At 71.5% G+C, this 16998-nt stretch carries 18 protein-coding genes; 8 read left to right on the top strand and 10 right to left on the bottom strand.

The window, feature by feature from the left end; genetic code table 11:
• Nucleotides 1-7 precede the first annotated feature (7 nt).
• From ACFYZZ_RS24070 to ACFYZZ_RS24080, 3 genes are all read right to left on the bottom strand, one after another.
• Nucleotides 8-502, bottom strand: a complete 495-nt coding sequence (locus tag ACFYZZ_RS24070; RefSeq protein WP_389179410.1) for a cupin domain-containing protein — start codon at nt 500-502, stop codon at nt 8-10.
• 68 nt (nt 503-570) lie between these two features.
• Complete coding sequence (locus ACFYZZ_RS24075) at nt 571-1002, bottom strand: VOC family protein (RefSeq protein ID WP_389179413.1); 432 nt, start codon at nt 1000-1002, stop codon at nt 571-573.
• 9 nt (nt 1003-1011) lie between these two features.
• Complete coding sequence (locus tag ACFYZZ_RS24080; RefSeq protein ID WP_389179416.1) at nt 1012-1521, bottom strand: nuclear transport factor 2 family protein; 510 nt, start codon at nt 1519-1521, stop codon at nt 1012-1014.
• A gap of 118 nt (nt 1522-1639) precedes the next feature.
• On the opposite strand from ACFYZZ_RS24080, the gene ACFYZZ_RS24085 reads away from it, so the two are divergent.
• On the top strand, nt 1640-2503 hold the full coding sequence (locus tag ACFYZZ_RS24085; RefSeq protein WP_389179420.1) for a LysR family transcriptional regulator: 864 nt from the start codon (nt 1640-1642) through the stop codon (nt 2501-2503).
• Nucleotides 2504-3059: 556 nt separating this feature from the next.
• On the top strand, nt 3060-5225 hold the full coding sequence (locus ACFYZZ_RS24090; RefSeq protein ID WP_389179423.1) for a hypothetical protein: 2166 nt from the start codon (nt 3060-3062) through the stop codon (nt 5223-5225).
• 104 nt (nt 5226-5329) lie between these two features.
• Here ACFYZZ_RS24090 and ACFYZZ_RS24095 read toward each other — a convergent pair whose 3' ends face one another.
• A complete protein-coding gene (locus tag ACFYZZ_RS24095; protein WP_389179426.1) occupies nt 5330-6193 on the bottom strand; it encodes a DUF4396 domain-containing protein in 864 nt (287 codons plus the stop codon).
• 339 nt (nt 6194-6532) lie between these two features.
• Between ACFYZZ_RS24095 and ACFYZZ_RS24100 the strand changes: the two genes are divergently transcribed.
• The 4 genes from ACFYZZ_RS24100 to ACFYZZ_RS24115 all read left to right on the top strand — a co-directional run bounded on the left by ACFYZZ_RS24100 (nt 6533) and on the right by ACFYZZ_RS24115 (nt 9641).
• Complete coding sequence (locus tag ACFYZZ_RS24100) at nt 6533-7066, top strand: NUDIX hydrolase (protein WP_389179429.1); 534 nt, start codon at nt 6533-6535, stop codon at nt 7064-7066.
• A gap of 60 nt (nt 7067-7126) precedes the next feature.
• Nucleotides 7127-7852, top strand: a complete 726-nt coding sequence (locus ACFYZZ_RS24105) for a DUF4328 domain-containing protein (RefSeq protein ID WP_389179431.1) — start codon at nt 7127-7129, stop codon at nt 7850-7852.
• 71 nt (nt 7853-7923) lie between these two features.
• Nucleotides 7924-8589 (top strand): SDR family NAD(P)-dependent oxidoreductase, encoded by a 666-nt coding sequence (locus ACFYZZ_RS24110; RefSeq protein WP_389179434.1) that lies wholly within the window; start codon nt 7924-7926, stop codon nt 8587-8589.
• Nucleotides 8590-8684: 95 nt separating this feature from the next.
• The gene (locus tag ACFYZZ_RS24115) at nt 8685-9641 is read left to right on the top strand and encodes an MIP/aquaporin family protein (protein WP_389179437.1); all 957 of its coding nucleotides are present in this window, start codon (nt 8685-8687) and stop codon (nt 9639-9641) included.
• A 50-nt stretch (nt 9642-9691) separates the two neighbouring features.
• Here the strand turns inward: ACFYZZ_RS24115 and ACFYZZ_RS24120 are convergent, their stop codons facing one another.
• From ACFYZZ_RS24120 to ACFYZZ_RS24130, 3 genes are all read right to left on the bottom strand, one after another.
• Nucleotides 9692-10045 (bottom strand): transcriptional regulator, encoded by a 354-nt coding sequence (locus ACFYZZ_RS24120; RefSeq protein WP_389179440.1) that lies wholly within the window; start codon nt 10043-10045, stop codon nt 9692-9694.
• On the bottom strand, nt 10042-10506 hold the full coding sequence (locus ACFYZZ_RS24125) for a hypothetical protein (protein ID WP_389179443.1): 465 nt from the start codon (nt 10504-10506) through the stop codon (nt 10042-10044). The genes ACFYZZ_RS24120 and ACFYZZ_RS24125 overlap by 4 nt, the downstream gene beginning before the upstream one ends.
• Before the next feature lie 124 nt (nt 10507-10630).
• Complete coding sequence (locus tag ACFYZZ_RS24130) at nt 10631-11998, bottom strand: hypothetical protein (protein WP_389179795.1); 1368 nt, start codon at nt 11996-11998, stop codon at nt 10631-10633.
• Nucleotides 11999-12132: 134 nt separating this feature from the next.
• Here ACFYZZ_RS24130 and ACFYZZ_RS24135 point away from each other — a divergent pair, with 134 nt between their 5' ends.
• Nucleotides 12133-13404, top strand: coding sequence for a molybdopterin-dependent oxidoreductase (locus ACFYZZ_RS24135; protein ID WP_389179446.1), 1272 nt, complete (start codon nt 12133-12135; stop codon nt 13402-13404).
• Nucleotides 13405-13768: 364 nt separating this feature from the next.
• Here ACFYZZ_RS24135 and ACFYZZ_RS24140 read toward each other — a convergent pair whose 3' ends face one another.
• The 3 genes from ACFYZZ_RS24140 to ACFYZZ_RS24150 all read right to left on the bottom strand — a co-directional run bounded on the left by ACFYZZ_RS24140 (nt 13769) and on the right by ACFYZZ_RS24150 (nt 16122).
• On the bottom strand, nt 13769-14650 hold the full coding sequence (locus ACFYZZ_RS24140; protein ID WP_389179448.1) for a class I SAM-dependent methyltransferase: 882 nt from the start codon (nt 14648-14650) through the stop codon (nt 13769-13771).
• The gene (locus ACFYZZ_RS24145; protein ID WP_389179451.1) at nt 14647-15264 is read right to left on the bottom strand and encodes a DUF2064 domain-containing protein; all 618 of its coding nucleotides are present in this window, start codon (nt 15262-15264) and stop codon (nt 14647-14649) included. Before ACFYZZ_RS24145 ends, ACFYZZ_RS24140 begins: the two co-directional genes overlap by 4 nt.
• 138 nt (nt 15265-15402) lie before the next feature.
• Entirely contained in the window at nt 15403-16122 is a 720-nt protein-coding gene (locus tag ACFYZZ_RS24150; protein ID WP_389179453.1) for a glycosyltransferase family 2 protein, read from the bottom strand.
• A 113-nt stretch (nt 16123-16235) separates the two neighbouring features.
• Here ACFYZZ_RS24150 and ACFYZZ_RS24155 point away from each other — a divergent pair, with 113 nt between their 5' ends.
• Nucleotides 16236-16997, top strand: coding sequence for a response regulator transcription factor (locus ACFYZZ_RS24155; RefSeq protein WP_389179456.1), 762 nt, complete (start codon nt 16236-16238; stop codon nt 16995-16997).
• Nucleotide 16998: the final 1 nt, after the last annotated feature.

Raw genomic sequence — 16998 nt, forward strand, 5'->3', positions numbered from 1 at the left:
CGCGCGCTCAGGCGGTCTGCAGTGCGTCACGCCACGCGGGGCTGTCGAGGTAGTGGTTGTCGTAGCGCTCCGAGGAGTCGCGGATGTCCTGCATCGTGGCCTCGCCCTTGGCGACTCGTTCCAGCAGCCGGTAGTAGTCGAATCTGGCCAGGCCCGGAGTGAACAGCACCAGGACGTCGGCGTCCCGTCCCGAGGCGGGCGCAAAGGCGTGCGGCAGGCGCGGCGGGACCAGGAGGAAGTCACCCGCGCCCAGGGTGTGCACCTGTTCTCCGGCCAGGGCCCGCAGCGAGCCGCCGAGTACGAACAGCAGTTCGCTGGCGCGGGTGTGGAAGTGGGCGGGAGTTCCCGGTGAACCCGACCGGAGCGTCGCGCGGTTCGCGGTCAGCGCGCCGCGCGTGGCGTCGGCGTCGGCCAGGAGGGTGATCAGGCTCGTGGGCCCGTCGGCGACGGTCTCGGCCTCTGTGGCACGGACCAGCAGGGCCGAAGGAGCGTGAGAGGACATGTCGGTTCTCCTCGATCGAGGGGTCGGATGGCTGGCGGTGTGGTGTCGCGCGCGTCTGCGCTTGTCCGTCAGCCCTGGTCAGGGCTCCACGCGCGGGTGCACAGGACGAGGCGATAGCCGTCGGGGTCCGTGACGGTGACGCCGTACTCGTCCCAGTAGGGGTTGTGCGCTGCCACCCGGGCGCCCCCGGCGGTGAGCAGGCGGTCCACCAGACCGTCCACGTCGGGCGTGTCCAGGTAGAGGACGAAGAGGTCGTCGACGGTGGGGGTCGGGTCGAGGGGTCGCAGCGGGTCGTGGGTGAACTCGAAGTGCCAGGTGGCGCGGGCCGGGCCGACCATGAGCAGGTCGTGTTCGCCGGGAACGTGCCCGGCGGTACGCCACAGCACCTTCAGGCCGAGCCCCTGCACGTAGAAGCGCTCGACGTCGGCGAGGCCGCGGGACGGCCGGGCGATGCGGATGCGGGTCTCCGCACCGACTGCGGGGAGGGCTCTCAGCGTCATGTCCGGCTCTCATCCTTCGAAGACGGCGGCGGGGCCGCCGGTGTACCACGCGTTGTCGATGCGGACGCGGCGCATGACCCAGCGTCGGCCGTCACGCACCAGGTCCACGTCGTAGAGGTTCTTCAGCAGGGCGTGAGTGCCGTGGCCGGCGGTGAGAAGGTGCTGGGCCTCCACCAGCGCGGTGAGGCGGGCGGCGTCGCCGTCGACGGCGATGCGGGCGTTCGTGACCTGATGGGTTGTGTCGACCCGCTCGGTGAACAGGTCGAGGATCGTGGTGACGATCGCGTCCCTGCCGGTCATCAGGGGCGGTACGGCACCCCACTTGGCGGCCGCAGGCCGGAAGTCCAGTTCGGCGTCGGGCGCGAAGGACGAGGCGAACAGCTCCTTGTCCTTCAGGTCCTGGCCGAGGGCGAACCGGTGGAGCGCGTCGGCGATCTCGACTCGGTCGCGCAGCTCTTGGATCACGGTGTCGGTGTCGGCGGCCGGTGCGGCAAGGGCGTGGTCCTGCGTGACGTACATGCGGTTCCTCCCGTGCGGTGGGGGGGCTGGTGCTCTCCACCCTCCTGTGGACCACGGGGCCGATCAACGCGGACGTGTGCAACGATCGTGAAGCCAGACTCAATGATCAGGGGGCGTCATGCTGGAGCGGCACGAGTTGGAGACGTTCCTGACGCTCGCGGAGGAGCTGCACTTCGGCCGCACCGGCGAGCGGATGCGCGTATCGACCTCCCGGGTCAGCCAGACGATCGCGAAACTCGAGCGGCGTGTCGGTGCGCCGCTGTTCCGGCGCACGAGTCGCCGGGTGGAGCTGACCGCCATCGGGCGTCGGCTGTACGACGACGTCCGCCCCGCTTGGGACCGGATCGGGGTCGCCTTCCAACGGGCGGTCGACTCCGGGCGCGGCGTCACCGGCACGCTGTGCGCCGGTTTCGTGAACGCGGCCGGCAGCCAACTCCTGGCAGAAACAGCAGAGTTGTTTCAGCGTCGGCATCCCGAATGCGAGGTCCGTATCCGCGAGGTGCCGCCGGTCGACGGCGTGCCGTGGCTGCGCGGTGGGGAGGTGGAGACACTGCTGGCCGCCCTTCCGGTACAGGAGCCTGACCTGGTCACGGGGCCCGCCCTGGTGAGCGAGCGTCAGATGCTCGCCGTCCCGGCCGGCCACCGACTGGCACGCCGGGATTCCGTGGCCGTGGAGGACCTCGCCGGGGCTCCCTTGGTCCGGCTGCCGGGCACCATTGCCGGACCCCCGCCGGCCGTCGACGTACGCGGCTCATCGGTCGCCACGTTCCACGAGGCCCTGGCGCTCGTGGGCGCCGGGCGGGCCGTGCTCCTCTTCGGTGCCCACGCCAGGCGCTACCACCCGCGCCCCGACGTCGTGTATCTCCCTGTCGAGAACGCCCCGGTCGTGACCTGGGGACTGGTCTGGCGCGCCGACGGCGCCACCGCACGCGTCCGCGCCTTTGTCCAGGCCGCTCACGACTTGGTCCGCACCACCGCCTGACGGCAGCGGTCATCACGCGGTCGAGCGCCTCGCCGCCCTTCTCGGGCAGTACGGCAAGTGCGGCCCCTCAGGGCGAGAGCGCTTCCCTTTACAGTGTGCTGATCAATTCCTTGGCGGAAGAGCCGGGAGTGGTTCCCAAGGGGAAGGGAATGGGGGGCAATCGGTGACCGATTTCTGGGGCGGGCTTGAGCGAAGATCCGCCGGAGCGGGGCTGTGCGGGGTGGTGCTGGCCGCCTCTGTGCTGCTCGCGCCCGTCGCGACCGCGTCGGACGGTGGGCCGGCGACCGTAGGCACGGTTTCCACCGCGAAGGGCGCGGAGCACCGTGCCGCGTCGAGTGCCGAGCTGGCAGACGGCAGTCGGGTCGAGCTCGTCAACGGTCGCGACGTCCGCATCGGGCGGGCCGGCGCAGGCTCCGGGAGGAACGCAGCCCGGTATGGCTTCGACGCTGTGACGGGGATTCTGTCCATTCGGCCGGTCGCACAGTCCACGACCACGCCGGCCGCGAAGCTTCCGCTTGCGGCAGGCACCCGGGCTGTGAAGAGTGCTGCCGCGCCCTTGAGCGCCGCCGCGTCGACGTACGCCGTGAAACTGAGCATCACCCACGCCGACGTCCGGTCCAAGCTCTTCTACGTGTGGGACCGCACGACCTGGGCCTACTACGCCGTCAACAGCGACGGCTCCGGCGGCTCGGCGACCGTGAAGCTGCCACCGGGTGACTACTTCTCGGTGGCGCTGCACAGCGACTGGGGAGAGCCGAGCTACCTCATGGGCCGCACCTTCAAGGTCGGTTCGGCCTCCACCACCGTCACTTTCGACCAGAGCGCGGCCAAGGAGACCGCGATCCGGACCGACGACACCACCGCCACCCGGAACTCCTCCGCCGTGTGGATCAACACCCCCGGCGGTCTCGCCGGCTACGCCGGTTCGGGCGCGGACAAGGTGTACGTCACCCCGTTCTCGGTGAAGGGCGTCACGCTGCGCGTCCATGAGGTGCTCGGGAAGAAGGGCGCCTCGGCGAGCGCGCCGAGCCCCTACCGGTACGACCTGACGCACAGCTTCTCGAACACCGTGCCCACCTCACCCGTCGTGACCGTCCCCACGTCCACGCTGGCGAAAACCGTCACGCACGTCCGTGCGCCGGGCACCCGGACGACCGCGTCGCTGCAGAGCGCCCCCGTTCTCCCTGACGAGTCGGGCGTCCTCATCGGCTCCGCGGCACCGGCGGGCGGGTCCGTCACCGAGTACGTCACGCCCGGTATCACCTACAGCAGACAGCTGAACTACGGCACCGGCGACTACACGCTGAACCTGCCCGACCGCACCCTGCCCGCCGGAGCCAGCACCGGCCAGACCCTCGGCGCGGCCCCACTGCAGCCAGTCCGCCGGGAATCGGGCGGCTCGGAACGCTCGGCAGGCAAGATGTGGCTGTACGAACCCCACGCCTTCGGCGACAGCGCCGGGTACGCGGGTATCGACGGCCGCGCGACGACGTCGTACAAGCTCGCTTCCGAGGGCGTCACCTATGCCCAGGCCACGGGCCTCGACCCGTACCAACCCCTGGTCTCGTCGAGCCTGCCGTCGGCCACGCGGACGTACACCCTGGACCAGACCGTCACCCGCCGGGTCCCGTACTCCCGGTTGTCCACCGAGGTGCGCAACGAGTGGACGTTCCGCTCGGCCTACGCAGGGAGGGAGGAACTCCCGCTGATCGACGCCCGCGTGAAGGTCTCCGGCCTCGACGCGTCCAACCGCGCCGGCGCCGGAGCGGTCCGGATCGACGCGACCGCCACCACGCGCAACACGGAGGCTGCACAGGCGAACACCAGGGTCACCTCTCTCGCGTACTCCACGGACGACGGGGCCTCCTGGACCGACCTGCCCGTCACGGACGGCGCGGCGACGCTCGACGTGCCCGCCACCGCGTCCTTCGTCTCGCTGCGTGTCACCGCCGTCGACGACCAGGGCGGCAGCCTCCGCCGAACCCTTGAGCGGGCGTTCGCGGGTCCGGCCGCGCAGGATGACGAGACGGTGGGCGCCACCCGCATCTCCAACATCGTGGTGAACGGCGGCAAGCCGGTCGAGCTGACCGACGCACCGCTGCAGGAATTCAAGGCGAAGTTCACCGCCACCGACCCGTCGGGGATCGCGAGCGGCGACATGTACCTCTACCGCGGCTCGTACGACGCCCCGGACGCCGTGCTCTACGACAGCTTCCCGGCGACCTGCACCAAGGTGAACGCGACCACATCCACTTGCAAGGCGACATTCGCCTACATCGAGCCGCGCTGGACCCTGGGACGCAACTCCCTTGCCGGCACGTGGAAGGTGGCCGCCTGGGCCGAGGCCGCGAACGGCGCGGGACACACCGATCTGCATGCCGCCAAGTCGGCCGCTGTGCTGCGTGACGCCTCCGTGACGGTCAACGCGTCTCCCGAGCCGGTCACCAAGGGCAAAACGCTCACCGTCACCGGAAAGCTCTCTCGCGCCGACTGGGAGACGCTCGGCGGCTATCACGGGTACGCCGGTCAGAAGGTGCTGCTCCAGTTCCGCAAGAAGGGGGCATCTGCGTACGCGACCGTGAAGACGGTGACAACGGACGGTTCCGGCAACCTGAAGACCACCGTGAAGGCATCCGTGGACGGCGACTGGCGCTACAGGTTCGCGGGCACGCCGACCACCGCGTCCGCCGTCGCGGGCGGCGACTTCGTCGACGTCCGCTGACCTCGCGCCCGCCACGGCCATGCCGTGATTGCGGGCCGGAAGTCTCCCGAACTCTCGGAGGAAGGTCGCGAAGGCTCGTGTGCCGCGGTCCAGTCGCGTCGGCGTCAGCCGAGGCGTCCGAAGATCGCGGCCAAGAGCACACCAGAGGCAAGGAAGACGACGGTCAGTGTCGCCATGGCGGCCTTCTGCTCTCGGGTCACCTCGGTTTGCGGCATGGCCATTCCGGTACCGGCCGAGGTTGTCGCCGCCGTCGCCATGTGGACCGCTTCGCCGCCCTCTCCCAGTACCCGTACCGTCCCCATTCCGTGTTTCAAGTGGTTGGCCACCAGCCAGACGTTCACGGGATAGGCGAAAGCGAGACCGGCCAGGACGGCGAGGGAGAACGTGGCCCAGAAGCGGACACCGGCAGCGTCGTCGGTGCCCGGCACGTGACTCCGGATGATGACGAGCACGGCCACCATGGCGCCCATCACGCAGTTCATCGACAGCCACTCCGCGAACACCGTGGAACGCACGGCTCGGAGGTAGTTTCCGCCGAGCATGTCGCGCATGAACAAGGCCTGGAAAACGAGCAGCCCGAAGCCGAAACCCACGACGTATTCGATCAGGCTGTCGCCCCAGGGCGGAAGACCGATCACCGACGCGATCACCGCCGCGATCATGATCCCGGTGGCATCACCGGCCACACAGTGGATGGTGGATCCGACAGCCTGCTTCCACAGCGGTGCCACGAACCGCTCGTGGGCTCCCGGCCGGGGTTCCTTGCACGAGAGCACATAGATCGCGGCGCCGACGGGGCCGAGATAGAGGGTCACCAGGACCCAGCCCCACTTCATCACGGTGAGTTCGGGGTTCTTCGTGAACGCGTCGAACGCGACGTACACAACGGACAGGGCGACCAGGAAGAACCAGAAGTACATCAGTGCGTCAGCCGTGGTCCCGCTGATGCCGCTGTCGGCCGCATACATGTACGCTCCGTACCTTGACTATCCGCTCCATGGCCGAGATGTCGTGTCTCGCAGGGAGTCATGGTGCTCCAGGGGCACTTCTCGGGGCGGCCCGACGCACCTCGCCGCTGCTTCTGGGAGGTCGCTCTCACTCCAGCGGCCCCGTAGGTTCATCGGCGTCGCCGTACAAGTCCCTGTGCAGGCGTTCCTTGGCCGCCGGCTACAAAGGCGGACACCGTACCCATCGGGTTCGTACCGGTACTGCCGATCTGCGCTGTTTCATCCGCACGGGATGTGGAAGGGCGTGTCCTCGTGGCCCTCTCTGCGAGGCTGCAGGCAGCCGGCGGAAAGGGTGTGTCGATGGAGTGGAAGACCTTTGGGGAGCGGCGGATCTACTCGAATCCGTGGGTGAATCTGTGCCTGGTGGACGTGCAGCAGCCTGATGGGCTGCGGTGGGAGTACCACGTGGTGCGGCTGCGGCACCTGGCGGTGGGGGCCGTCGTCAACGAGCGGCGCGAGATCCTCATGATGTGGCGGCACCGGTTCATCACGGACTCGTGGGCCTGGGAACTCCCCATGGGTCTGATCGAGGAGGGGGAGACGCCGGAGGAGACGGCGGCGCGTGAGGTGCTGGAGGAGACCGGCTGGCGTCCCGGGCCGCTGAAGCCTCTCCTCTACGCCGAGCCGGCGAATGGGATCACCGACTCTCGGCATCATGTGTTTCGTGCGGAGGGGGCTTCGTACGTCGGGCCGCCCGTCGAGAAGAACGAGTCGGATCGGATCGAGTGGGTTCCGCTCGGTGAGGTGCGGGCGATGATCGACCGGCGGGAGATCGTGAGCAGTGGGTCGCTCGTCGGGCTGCTCTACGTGCTCATGGACGAGGGCATTCGCTGATCGTCCGCGCGGCTGGCGTGTCCCTGGCAAGTCTGTGTCGGCGTGGGTCAGGATGATGCGGTGAACGAACAGATAGTGGAGCCTGCCGAGCGCTCCCGCTCCCTCGGCCTGAGGCCCATCAAGGTGTCCGGGCAACTGACGGCCGGGGCCTTGCTGCTCGCGGGGCTCGCGTGGGTCGTGCGGGCCGTGTGGGAAGTGCGGCTGGCCATGGCCGGGGAGCCTGCCTCGGGGCCGCCGGACCAGGGGAACGGGGTGCACCGGGCGCTCAACGGGCTGGAGGACTCCTACCACCTCGTCACCAGCCTCGGGGGCGGCGCCGCCTTCCTCTGCGCGCTCCTCTTCCTCTCCTGGATGTGGCGGGTGCGGGACAACGCGCGTGCCCTCACGGGGCAGGCGCCGAAGTACGCCGGGATCTGGGTCTACTTGGGGTGGATCGTGCCCGTCGTCAATCTGTGGTTCCCGCGTGGGATCGTCGCCGACGCCTTTCGGACCACCGCTCCGGGGCGGAAGCTGCCCGTCTCCGTGAATGTGTGGTGGGGGCTCTGGCTGGTCGGGATGCTCGGCGGGGCGGGCATCGTCTACCGCGATTCCACCGACGAGATCATCGCGCGGGCTTACAGCGAGGTGTGGCCGCTGCTCGTGTCCGACGCCGCCGTCATCGGGGCCGCCGTGGCCGGTGCGTTCGCCGTGCGGGCCGTCACCGCCGTGCAGGTGGAGCGGGTCCGGCAGGGGCAGCAGCAGGGCGGGGTGGTGGAGTCCGCCGCCGCTGGTACCGCCGAGGGCTGAGGCGACCGGGTCACCGGCCTCCTGCCCGGGCGCGGGTGGTGGTGTGCCGTCGTAAGGGCAAGGATTTGCCCATGAGCACCATTGCCATCGTCGGCGCCGGACCCGGGCTGGGCGCCGCCGTCGCGCGTCGGTTCGGGCGGGAGGGGTACGACGTCGCCCTGGTCGCACGGGACCGGGAGCGGCTGCAGGTCTTGGTGGGCGAGCTTGCCGACGAGGGTGTCGCCGCGCGTGGGTTCCCTGCCGATGTGCGCCGGCCGGAGCAGTTGGTGGCGGCCCTGAAGGACGCCGCCGCTGTGCTCGGGACCGTCGAGGTGTTGCAGTACAGCCCGGTCCCGCACCGGGACTTCATGCGGCCCGTGCTGGAGACCCGGCACCGGGATCTGCTCGGGCCGATCGAGTTCTCGGTGTACGGGCCGGTCGCCGCCGTGCAGCAGGTGCTGCCGGGTATGCGGGCGCTCGGGCGGGGGACCATCCTGTTCGTGAACGGGGGGACGGCCGCCGTGCCGCATCCCGAGCGGGCGGGCACGTCGATCGCGTTCGCCGCGGAGAGCGCGTACGGGCATCTGCTGCACGACCGGCTCGCCCCTGAGGGGATCCATGTCGCCCAGCTGGTGATCCCCGGGGCCATCACGCCCGGGCATGTGCGCAAGGATCCGGCCGTGCTCGCGGAGACCCTCTGGACCATGCATCGGGAGCGGCACGGGTTCCGGCACTACGCCGACGATCTCGACAGCTGACCCCGCGGCCCGGAGATCGCGTCGCCCTGCGTGAAGAGCATTTGTGGGCCAATATGGTCGTGTCGGGCCGTATCGCTCTCTTCGAGGGGGCCTCAATGGCTGTCGAAATCCCCCCGCTCATCAAGACCTCCCGGCTCAGTCGCCGGGGTGGCCTGCTGGGCGAGTGCATGGCGGAATTCCTCGGGACCTTCGTCCTCATCTCCTTCGGCTGCGGCGTGGTCGCGATGGCGGTGGCCGCACTGCCCGGTTCGGGCCGTGCGGCGACCCCCACGACGATCTTCCTCGCGGCCGGCGACTGGCTGCTGATCACGTTCGGCTGGGCGTTCGCCGTTGTCTTCGGTGTCTACGTCGCCGGAGGTGTCAGCGGTGCCCACCTGAACCCGGCGGTGACGCTGGCGATGGCCGTGCGCCGCGGGTTCTCCTGGGCCAAGGTCCTGCCGTTCTGGTTCTCGCAGCTGACCGGCGCGTTCGCGGGGGCGGCGCTGGTGTACCTCGTCTACCACAACGCGATCACCGCCTTCGACAACGCCGTCACGGATCCGAAGGTGGAGAAGATCGACGGGCATACCAACATCACGTTCTCCATCTTCGCGACCTTCCCGGCGGCGTACTTCCACGGCGGCATCTGGGGGCCGTTGATCGACCAGATCGTCGGTACGGCCTTCCTGCTCATGCTGATCGCCGCCATCGTCGACCTGCGCAATCAGGCCGTGAAGGCCAACCTCGGGCCGCTGATCGTGGGCTTCGTCGTCGCCGCCATCGGCATGTCCTTCGGCGCCAACGCGGGGTACGCCATCAACCCGGCCCGTGACTTCGGACCGCGGCTGCTCACCTATGCGGCGGGGTGGCAGAGCTTCGCCTTCCCGGGCAGCGTGACCGGCGCGTACAGCGACTACTGGTGGATCCCGATCGTCGGGCCGCTGATCGGCGGGACCATCGGCATCCTGATCTACGACCTCTTCATCGGCGACGTCCTGCTCGTGCGTTCCGAACTGCACGAGCTGCCCGAGCCGGGCCGGACCCGGGGGACGGAGGAGGTCGACGAGGAGTAGGAGGAGGGGCAGGAGGCCGACGAGGAGTAGGAGGAGGCCGACGAGGAGTACTAGTCCTCTTCGGGCTCCGACCGGTCCCCCTCGGACCCCGCTCCCGCCCTGCGGGCCGCCGACGCGATCTCCTCGAGCGCCGTCAGGTGGCCCGCCAGCGCGCGCCGGCCGGTGAACGTGAGGGCGGCCCAGGTGCGCGGGCGCTTGCCCAGGTAGCCCTTGCGGATGCTGACGTAGCCCGTCTTCTCCAGGGCGGAGAGCGTTTTGCTCAGCGTCGAGTCGGACACCTGGCAGTAGTCCCGCAGCACGGCGAACTCCGCCTCCCCGCACGCGGAGAGGTAGGCGGCGAGGGCCAGCCGGGTGGGGTGGTGGAGTTCCCGGTCAAGGGCGGGGGGCTGAGAAGCGCCCGTCATGCCGTACCCACCCCGGAGGCCCGCAGCAGGTGTTCCAGGCCGCCCGCGAGACCGAAGGCCACCAGCGAGCCCGTCGTGCCGTACGGGATGGCGGCCAGCAGGCTTACGGCGATGGCGGCGAGGGGAAGCAGCAAGGTCCGCCAGGCGGGCCGTCCGGGCTCGCGGCGCCGGTCGAACCAGCGCGTGACTCCGCCGTGGTGCGCGCCGAGCCACACCAGGACGAAGAACGCGGCCAGGCTCACCAGCCCGCCGGCCAGCAGCCACGCCGCCCACCCCGACCGGCCGGCGGAGAGGCCCAGTGCCGTGAAGCCGGCCGCGAACGTCAGGGCCTGGCCGACGGCGTAACCGCGGGGCCTGGTCCGCCGGTCACTGGCGGTGCGTGCGGCGGCCTGGGCGGCGCGAGCGCTGTCGAGTGCGGCCTCCGCCTGTCGTGCGTCCATGGGGTCCCCCGTCGTGTCCATGTGTGTTCCTCTGCTGTCGGAAGGGGTGGCTGGTCGGGCCGCCTCTGACTGTTATCAGCATGGACAGTACTTTCCATCAATGCAAGTACTTTCCGGACGGGTCATCGGCCGTCCGCCGGCAGACTCACCAACCCGTCAGCAGCAGGTGGTTGAGGAGCAGCGCGAGCACCACCTGTGCGGTGAGCCAGGCCCGGGGGTGGGGGAGGTACGCGCACGCCGGCAGCAGCCACATCGCGAACGGCAGCCAGATGCGTTCGGTCTCGGCCTTGCTCATCCCGGACAGGTCGGCGACGAGGAGGGCGAGGAAGGCGGTGGAGACGAGGAGCGCCAGGCGGACGGCGGCGGGGTCGGTGCGGTGGGTGAGGGTCGTGGCCGTGCGGCGCAGGCCCGCCGCCGTCGCCAGGCCCGTGATCAAGGCCGTGCAGGCCAGGTTGGCCCACACCCAGTAGCCGTAGGGGCGCTTGCCGCCGACGCCCTGGTAGTAGCGGGTCACCAACAGGTGGTACGCGGTCCACCAGTTGAAGCCCGCGAGTGTGAACGCCAGCGGTACGACGGCGAGTCCGGCGAGGAGGGCCAGGAGGAGCGCCGGGCGCTCGCGCACCCCGTTCCGGCCCAGCAGCAGGGCCGCCGCCGCGACGAGGGCGAAGAGCGTGAGGCCGTACGACAGGTAGCAGGTCAGGCCGAGGAGCAGGCCGGAGGCCGCAGCCCAGGGCAGGGAGCGGTGCGTGACCGCGAGGGCGAGCAGGGCCACGGACCAGGCGGCGACCGCCGCGAAGTAGGCGTCGGCGGAGGTGCCCAGCCAGACCGCCGCCGGGGCCAGGACCAGGAAGGGGGCCGCCCGTCGGGCCAGGGTCTCGTCCGCCAGGGCGCGCACGGCGACCAGGACCGCCACGCAGGCCGTCGAGCCGAGGGTCACGCACCACATCCCGGCCCAGCCGCCGCCCCGCAGCCCGATCCGGTCGAGGAGGACGAAGGTGAGCGTCGCGCCCGGCGGGTGACCGGCGACATGGGCCGGCCAGGGGGCGGGGGTGCCGCTGACGATGTGGTGGGTGAAGTCCCGCAGGGTGGCCGGGATGTCGTGGAAGCGGCCGATGACCCGGAGGTACTCCTCGCGGGTGGTGAGGCGGACCGCGATGCCCTGGTGCCAGCCGTCGACCAGGGCGAGGGAGACGATCCAGGCCATGGCCGACCCCCAGGCCGTCACCAGCAGGGCACGCCACGGCAGACGGGCGGCCAGGGACGGGCCGTAGGCCACGCCGGCCGCGGCGAGGAGGACGGCGGCCGGGGTGCCGGGGCCCACGTGCGGGTCCCACTCGGCCAGTACGGGCGGCCAGTGCACGAACAGGATGCGGTAGGTGTCCTGGAGGTGGCGGCCGACCAGGACGGCCGCCGTCACGAGCAGGGCGGCGGCCCCGGCGGCGTACAGATCACGGCGGAGGGAGCGGCGCGCGTCGGGACGGGAGCAGGGCGCACCGGAACGGGAACGCGGCACGTCGGGGCGGGAGCGGGTCACGTCGGCACGTTAGGCCGCACGGCCCTGCACGGGTCGTCGTACGGGCCGGACGTCAGCGTTTCGTCATGGGTCGCGCCCCCTTTCCCGGGCGTTTCGCGGCTTACGGTCGGGGCATGCGCGACCTTCCCCGACTTCCCACTGCCCCCGGTTTCTGGCGCAGCCCGCTGCGCGGCCGCTGGTTCACCTCGGTGCTCGGTCTCGTGCTGCTCGTCGGCATCACCGTGCTGTTCGTGACCGGCCTGGTGTCGTACGCGGCCTACAACCCGGACCTGCACCCGGTGAACGACACGACCCCGGACAAGGGGATCCTCGGCTTCTACCTCTTCGCATGGCCGACCGGCCCGGTGTGGCTGTACCGGTTCACCCAGGGCCTCCACGTCACCCTCGGCATCACCCTGATCCCGGTCCTGCTGGCCAAGCTGTGGTCGGTGGTGCCGAAGCTGTTCACGCTGCCGCCGGCCCGCTCCGTGGCACACGCGCTGGAGCGGATCTCGCTGCTCCTGCTGGTCGGCGGCGGGCTGTTCGAGTTCACGACCGGTATGTTCAACGTCCAGCTGAACTACGTCTTCCCCGGCTCCTTCTATCCGCTGCACTTCTACGGGGCGTGGGTGTTCTTCGCCGCGTTCGTCGCGCACGCGGTGCTGAAGATGCCGGCCGCGGTGCGGACCGTGCGGGGGCGGCTGCACGGGGAACTGCGGGGAGAGCCGCGGGAGGGGGACGAGAAGGACACGGACGACCTGGTCGCGCCGGACCCCGACCCGCCCACCGTGTCCCGGCGCGGGGCGCTGTGGCTGGTCGGCGGTGGCTCGCTGCTGCTGTTCCTGACCACGGTCGGGCAGAGCCTGGGCGGACCCTTCCGGCGTACGGCCCTGCTCGCGCCGCACGGCGGGGCCGACCCGGCCGGCGGCCCGAACGGCTTCCAGATCAACAAGACGGCCGCGTACGCCGGGATCGACGCGACGGAGACCAGCGAGGAGGCGTGGCGGCTCGTCGTCACCGGCCGCACCGGAACCGTGCGCCTCAGCCGCGCCCAGCTGCTCCAACTGCCCCTGCACAGCTCGTCGTTGCCGATCGCCTGTGTGGAGGGCTGGTCCACCGCCGACCAGTGGTGGCGCGGGGTGCGGCTGCGGGACCTCGCGGCGCTCGTCGGGTACGAGGGCGACCCGCCGGACGTGTTCGTGGAGTCCCTGCAGCGGCACGGCGCCTTCCGCCGCGCGGCCCTGCGCGCCAACCAGGTGGCCGACCCACGCTCCCTGCTCGCCCTGTACGTCAACGGCGAGGAACTGTCCCCCGACCACGGCCACCCGGCGCGTGTCATCGTGCCCGCCGCACCAGGCGTGCTCAACACCAAGTGGGTGGCCCGGCTGACCTTCGGAGACCTGTGATGCGCCGCCTGTCCGTGATGCGCCGCCTGCCTGTGATGCGCCCCCTGCCCGTGGGCAGTCCGCTGCAGATCCTGCTGCTCTGCTGCTCGTTCGCGCTTGCCGCGTACGCCGGTGTACGGCTGCTCGCCGGTGACTGGTTCGGAGTGGCGCTGTGGGTCGTGGGGGCTGCCCTGCTGCACGACCTCGTGCTGGTGCCGCTGTACTCGATGGCGGACCGGGCGGTCGTGCACGGTCTCGACGCGGTCGGGCGGCGGGGGTGGGTGATGTATGTGCGGGTGCCGGCCGCGCTGTCGGGGTTGCTGCTGCTCGTGTGGTTCCCGCTGATCTTCAACCTGGTGGACCGGCGTTACCGCCTGGCCACCGGTCAGTCCGCGGACGTCTTCCTCGGCCGCTGGCTGCTGATCACCGCTCTGCTCTTCGGCGGCTCGGCGCTGCTGCTCGCAGTGCGGGTGCGCAGGGCGACGAAGCGGCGGTCGCCGGCCGTCCACTGAGCCTCCGGGCGCCACTCGGCGGCTCGGTCGGCGAGTTGGAGCAGGGCCGGGGTGCCGATCCGCGCCCACGGGAACGGGTCGCCCATGAGTGCCCGCCCCTGGGCGACGTCGACGACCTGCACCCGGGCGCGCTCGTCCAGGTCCAGTTGCGCCGTCTCTGCGATCAACAGGCCTCCGGGGGCGAGGAGTTGGCTCATCCGGTGCAGCAGGGCGCGCGGGTCGCCGCCGATGCCGATGTTGCCGTCCATGAGCAGGACGGTGCCCCAGCGGCCCTCGCCGGGCAGCGGATCGAACACCGAGCGGCGCAGGGCCTGGCCTCCGACCGTGATGGTGCGGGTGACGGCCGCCTCGCTGACGTCGACGCCGAGGACGGTACGGCCCCGGGCTGCCAACTCGGCCACCAGCCGGCCCGGGCCGCAGCCGACGTCCAGGACGGCGCCCTCGCAGCGGTCCAGCACCGCAGAGTCCACCGTGTCCGCGTCGGCGCACCAGCGCTCCACCTCCAGCGGCAGGAGCCAGCCGTCTGTACGGCGCAGGTACAGCGGGCCTCGGCCGGTGCGGAGGGCTGTGGTGTACGGGTCCGAGGCCGCCCATACCGCCTCGGCTGCGCCGTCGGCGGTGATTTCGTTCCCACCCGCACCACCCGTGCGGCTTTCGTCGTCGGGTGCGGGTGGCCCCAGTGGGGCGCGTTCGCCGTCGGCGGCTGCGGGGCGCCGTGCGTACATGGCCGGCATCGGGCCGGATGCGGGGGTCATCGGGCACCGGCCGCCGTGCAGTCCGCCAGCCGGGCGGCGAAGGTGCCGTGCGGGGCGAGGGCGGCGACGGCGCGGGCGTCGGCGGCGGTGTCGACGTCCCGCAGCCGGGGCAGGTCCCGTACCCGCAGCCCGGCGGCGACCAGCCGCTCCCGCTGCACGGCCCCGGTCTCCGGCGTGGACATCGGCACGCCCCGCAGCAGCGCGGGCTCCGGGCGGGCCAGGCCCAGCGCCCAGAACCCGCCGTCCTCGGCCGGGCCGAAGTACGCGTCGCAGCCCGCGAAGTCCACGGTGAGCAGCTCCGGGGTGACCTGCGGGGTGTCCATGCCGATCAGCAGGGCGGGGCCGGCGCAGTGGGCGAAGGCGTCGGCGAGGCGGGCGTCGAGTCCGCCGGTGCACTGGGGGACGACGTCGAAGCCTGGGGGCAGCCACGGGCCTGGCCGGCCGTCGAGCACGAGCACTCTGCGCGTGGCCGGGGTTTCGGCCACGGCCCGCAGGGTGTCGGAGAGCGAGGCTTCGGCGAGGATGGCGGCCTGCTCGGGGGAGAAGGGGGGAGTGAGCCGCGTCTTGACCCGGCCGGGCAGCGGCTCCTTGGCGATGACGAGGAGGGTGATCATGTGGGCCTTCCTTGGCTGCTGACCGGGGTGGGGGCTGGGCGGGGGTGGGACGCGCGGCCCGGCGCTGGCGGGGTGCCGCTGCGCCCACCCGTGCCGCCCCAAGCGGCACGACTGCCCGCAGCTACGGACAACGAGCGTCTAGGCGCGGACAACGGGCGGCTCGTTCAGGACCTTGCTCATGTCCCGTACCGCCTGCCACGTCCCCCGCCAGGTCCCCGTGACCTTCGAGGCGCCGGTGCGCGGGAGGTACGGGACGTCGTGTTCGGTGATGTGCCAGCCCGCGTCGGCCGCGCGGACCACCATCTGCAGGGGATAGCCGCTGCGGCGGTCGGTCAGGGCCAAGGCGAGAAGCTGGTCGCGGCGGGCCGCGCGCAGGGGCCCGAGGTCGTGCAGGCGCAGGCCCGTGCGGCGGCGCAGGAGGTGAGCCACCGCGAGGTTGCCCACGCGGGCGTGGGCCGGCCAGGCACCCCGGGTCTGCGGGCGGCGCCGGCCGAGCACCAGATCGGCCTCGCCGGCCCGGACCTCGCGGACGAACGGGACCAGCTGCGCGGGGTCGAGGGAGGCGTCGCAGTCGCAGAAGCACACCACGTCGGCGGTGGCGGCCAGCAGTCCGGCGTGGCAGGCGGCGCCGAAGCCGCGCCGCTCCTCGCGCACGACGGTCGCGCCGAGGCCACGGGCCAGGTCCGCGGAGCCGTCGGTGGAGCCGTTGTCGACGACGAGGGCGCGCCAGCCGGCCGGGACGCGGGCGAGGACCCACGGCAGTGCCTCGGCCTCGTTCAGGCAGGGCAGCACGACATCCACGTCGTAAGGGGGAGGCTCGTACGGGGGGTCGTGAGGGGGAGGGTAGGTGCTCGTCACGGCGTTCACCCTACGAAGCCGAACCGGGGCAAAGGGGGCATCACCTCCTTACGAAACGCGGACGTCGGAGCCGCGGCCGAGCCTCCCGGGCGGCTCGGTGCCAGGGTGGAGACATGCAGCAGCCGTACGCATCACCGGACGCCGGGCCGCGACCCGGTTCCCTGGGTCGGATCCTCGTCGTGGACGACGACCCGACAGTCGCCGAAGTCGTCGCCGGATACCTGGACCGGGCCGGATACGCCGTCGACCGAGCCGCCGACGGCCCGGCCGCCCTAGCCCGGGCCGCCGCGCACCGGCCGGACCTCGTGGTGCTGGACCTGATGCTGCCCGGGATGGACGGCCTGGAGGTGTGCCGGCGGCTGCGCGAGCACGGTCCGGTGCCGGTCGTCATGCTCACCGCACGCGGCGACGAGGACGACCGCATCCTCGGCCTGGAGGTCGGCGCCGACGACTACGTGACCAAGCCGTTCAGCCCGCGCGAGCTGGTGCTGCGGGTGGAGTCGGTGCTGCGCCGCGCCCGGCCCGCCGTGCCGCGCGGCCCGCTGGGCGCGGCCGGTCTGACCGTGGACCCGGCCGCCCGCCGCGCCACCAAGAACGGCACCGATCTGGCCCTCACCCTCCGGGAATTCGATCTGCTCGCCTTCTTCCTGCGGCATCCGGGGCGGGCGTTCGGCCGGGAGGAGCTGATGCGGGAGGTGTGGGGCTGGGACTTCGGTGACCTGTCGACCGTCACGGTCCATGTCCGCCGGCTGCGCGGCAAGGTCGAGGACGACCCCGCCCGCCCCCGCCTCATCCAGACGGTGTGGGGCGTGGGGTACCGCTTCGACCCCACCGGAGCCGGAACCGGACCCGGAGCCGGAACGGAGGGCGAGTGAC

Origin of the sequence: Streptomyces sp. NPDC001816 (assembly GCF_042892235.1) — a bacterium.
Lineage (GTDB): Bacteria > Actinomycetota > Actinomycetes > Streptomycetales > Streptomycetaceae > Streptomyces.

Coding starts and splice junctions, on each gene's coding strand:
- ACFYZZ_RS24075 (WP_389179413.1), bottom strand. CDS start 1,002: ATGACGCTGAGAGCCCTCCCCGCAGTCGGTGCGGAGACCCGCATCCGC.
- ACFYZZ_RS24095 (WP_389179426.1), bottom strand. CDS start 6,193: ATGTATGCGGCCGACAGCGGCATCAGCGGGACCACGGCTGACGCACTG.
- ACFYZZ_RS24125 (WP_389179443.1), bottom strand. CDS start 10,506: ATGGACACGACGGGGGACCCCATGGACGCACGACAGGCGGAGGCCGCA.
- ACFYZZ_RS24135 (WP_389179446.1), top strand. CDS start 12,133: ATGCGCGACCTTCCCCGACTTCCCACTGCCCCCGGTTTCTGGCGCAGC.
- ACFYZZ_RS24145 (WP_389179451.1), bottom strand. CDS start 15,264: ATGATCACCCTCCTCGTCATCGCCAAGGAGCCGCTGCCCGGCCGGGTC.
- ACFYZZ_RS24155 (WP_389179456.1), top strand. CDS start 16,236: ATGCAGCAGCCGTACGCATCACCGGACGCCGGGCCGCGACCCGGTTCC.
- ACFYZZ_RS24140 (WP_389179448.1), bottom strand. CDS start 14,650: ATGACCCCCGCATCCGGCCCGATGCCGGCCATGTACGCACGGCGCCCC.
- ACFYZZ_RS24100 (WP_389179429.1), top strand. CDS start 6,533: ATGGAGTGGAAGACCTTTGGGGAGCGGCGGATCTACTCGAATCCGTGG.
- ACFYZZ_RS24115 (WP_389179437.1), top strand. CDS start 8,685: ATGGCTGTCGAAATCCCCCCGCTCATCAAGACCTCCCGGCTCAGTCGC.
- ACFYZZ_RS24085 (WP_389179420.1), top strand. CDS start 1,640: ATGCTGGAGCGGCACGAGTTGGAGACGTTCCTGACGCTCGCGGAGGAG.
- ACFYZZ_RS24110 (WP_389179434.1), top strand. CDS start 7,924: ATGAGCACCATTGCCATCGTCGGCGCCGGACCCGGGCTGGGCGCCGCC.
- ACFYZZ_RS24070 (WP_389179410.1), bottom strand. CDS start 502: ATGTCCTCTCACGCTCCTTCGGCCCTGCTGGTCCGTGCCACAGAGGCC.
- ACFYZZ_RS24120 (WP_389179440.1), bottom strand. CDS start 10,045: ATGACGGGCGCTTCTCAGCCCCCCGCCCTTGACCGGGAACTCCACCAC.
- ACFYZZ_RS24080 (WP_389179416.1), bottom strand. CDS start 1,521: ATGTACGTCACGCAGGACCACGCCCTTGCCGCACCGGCCGCCGACACC.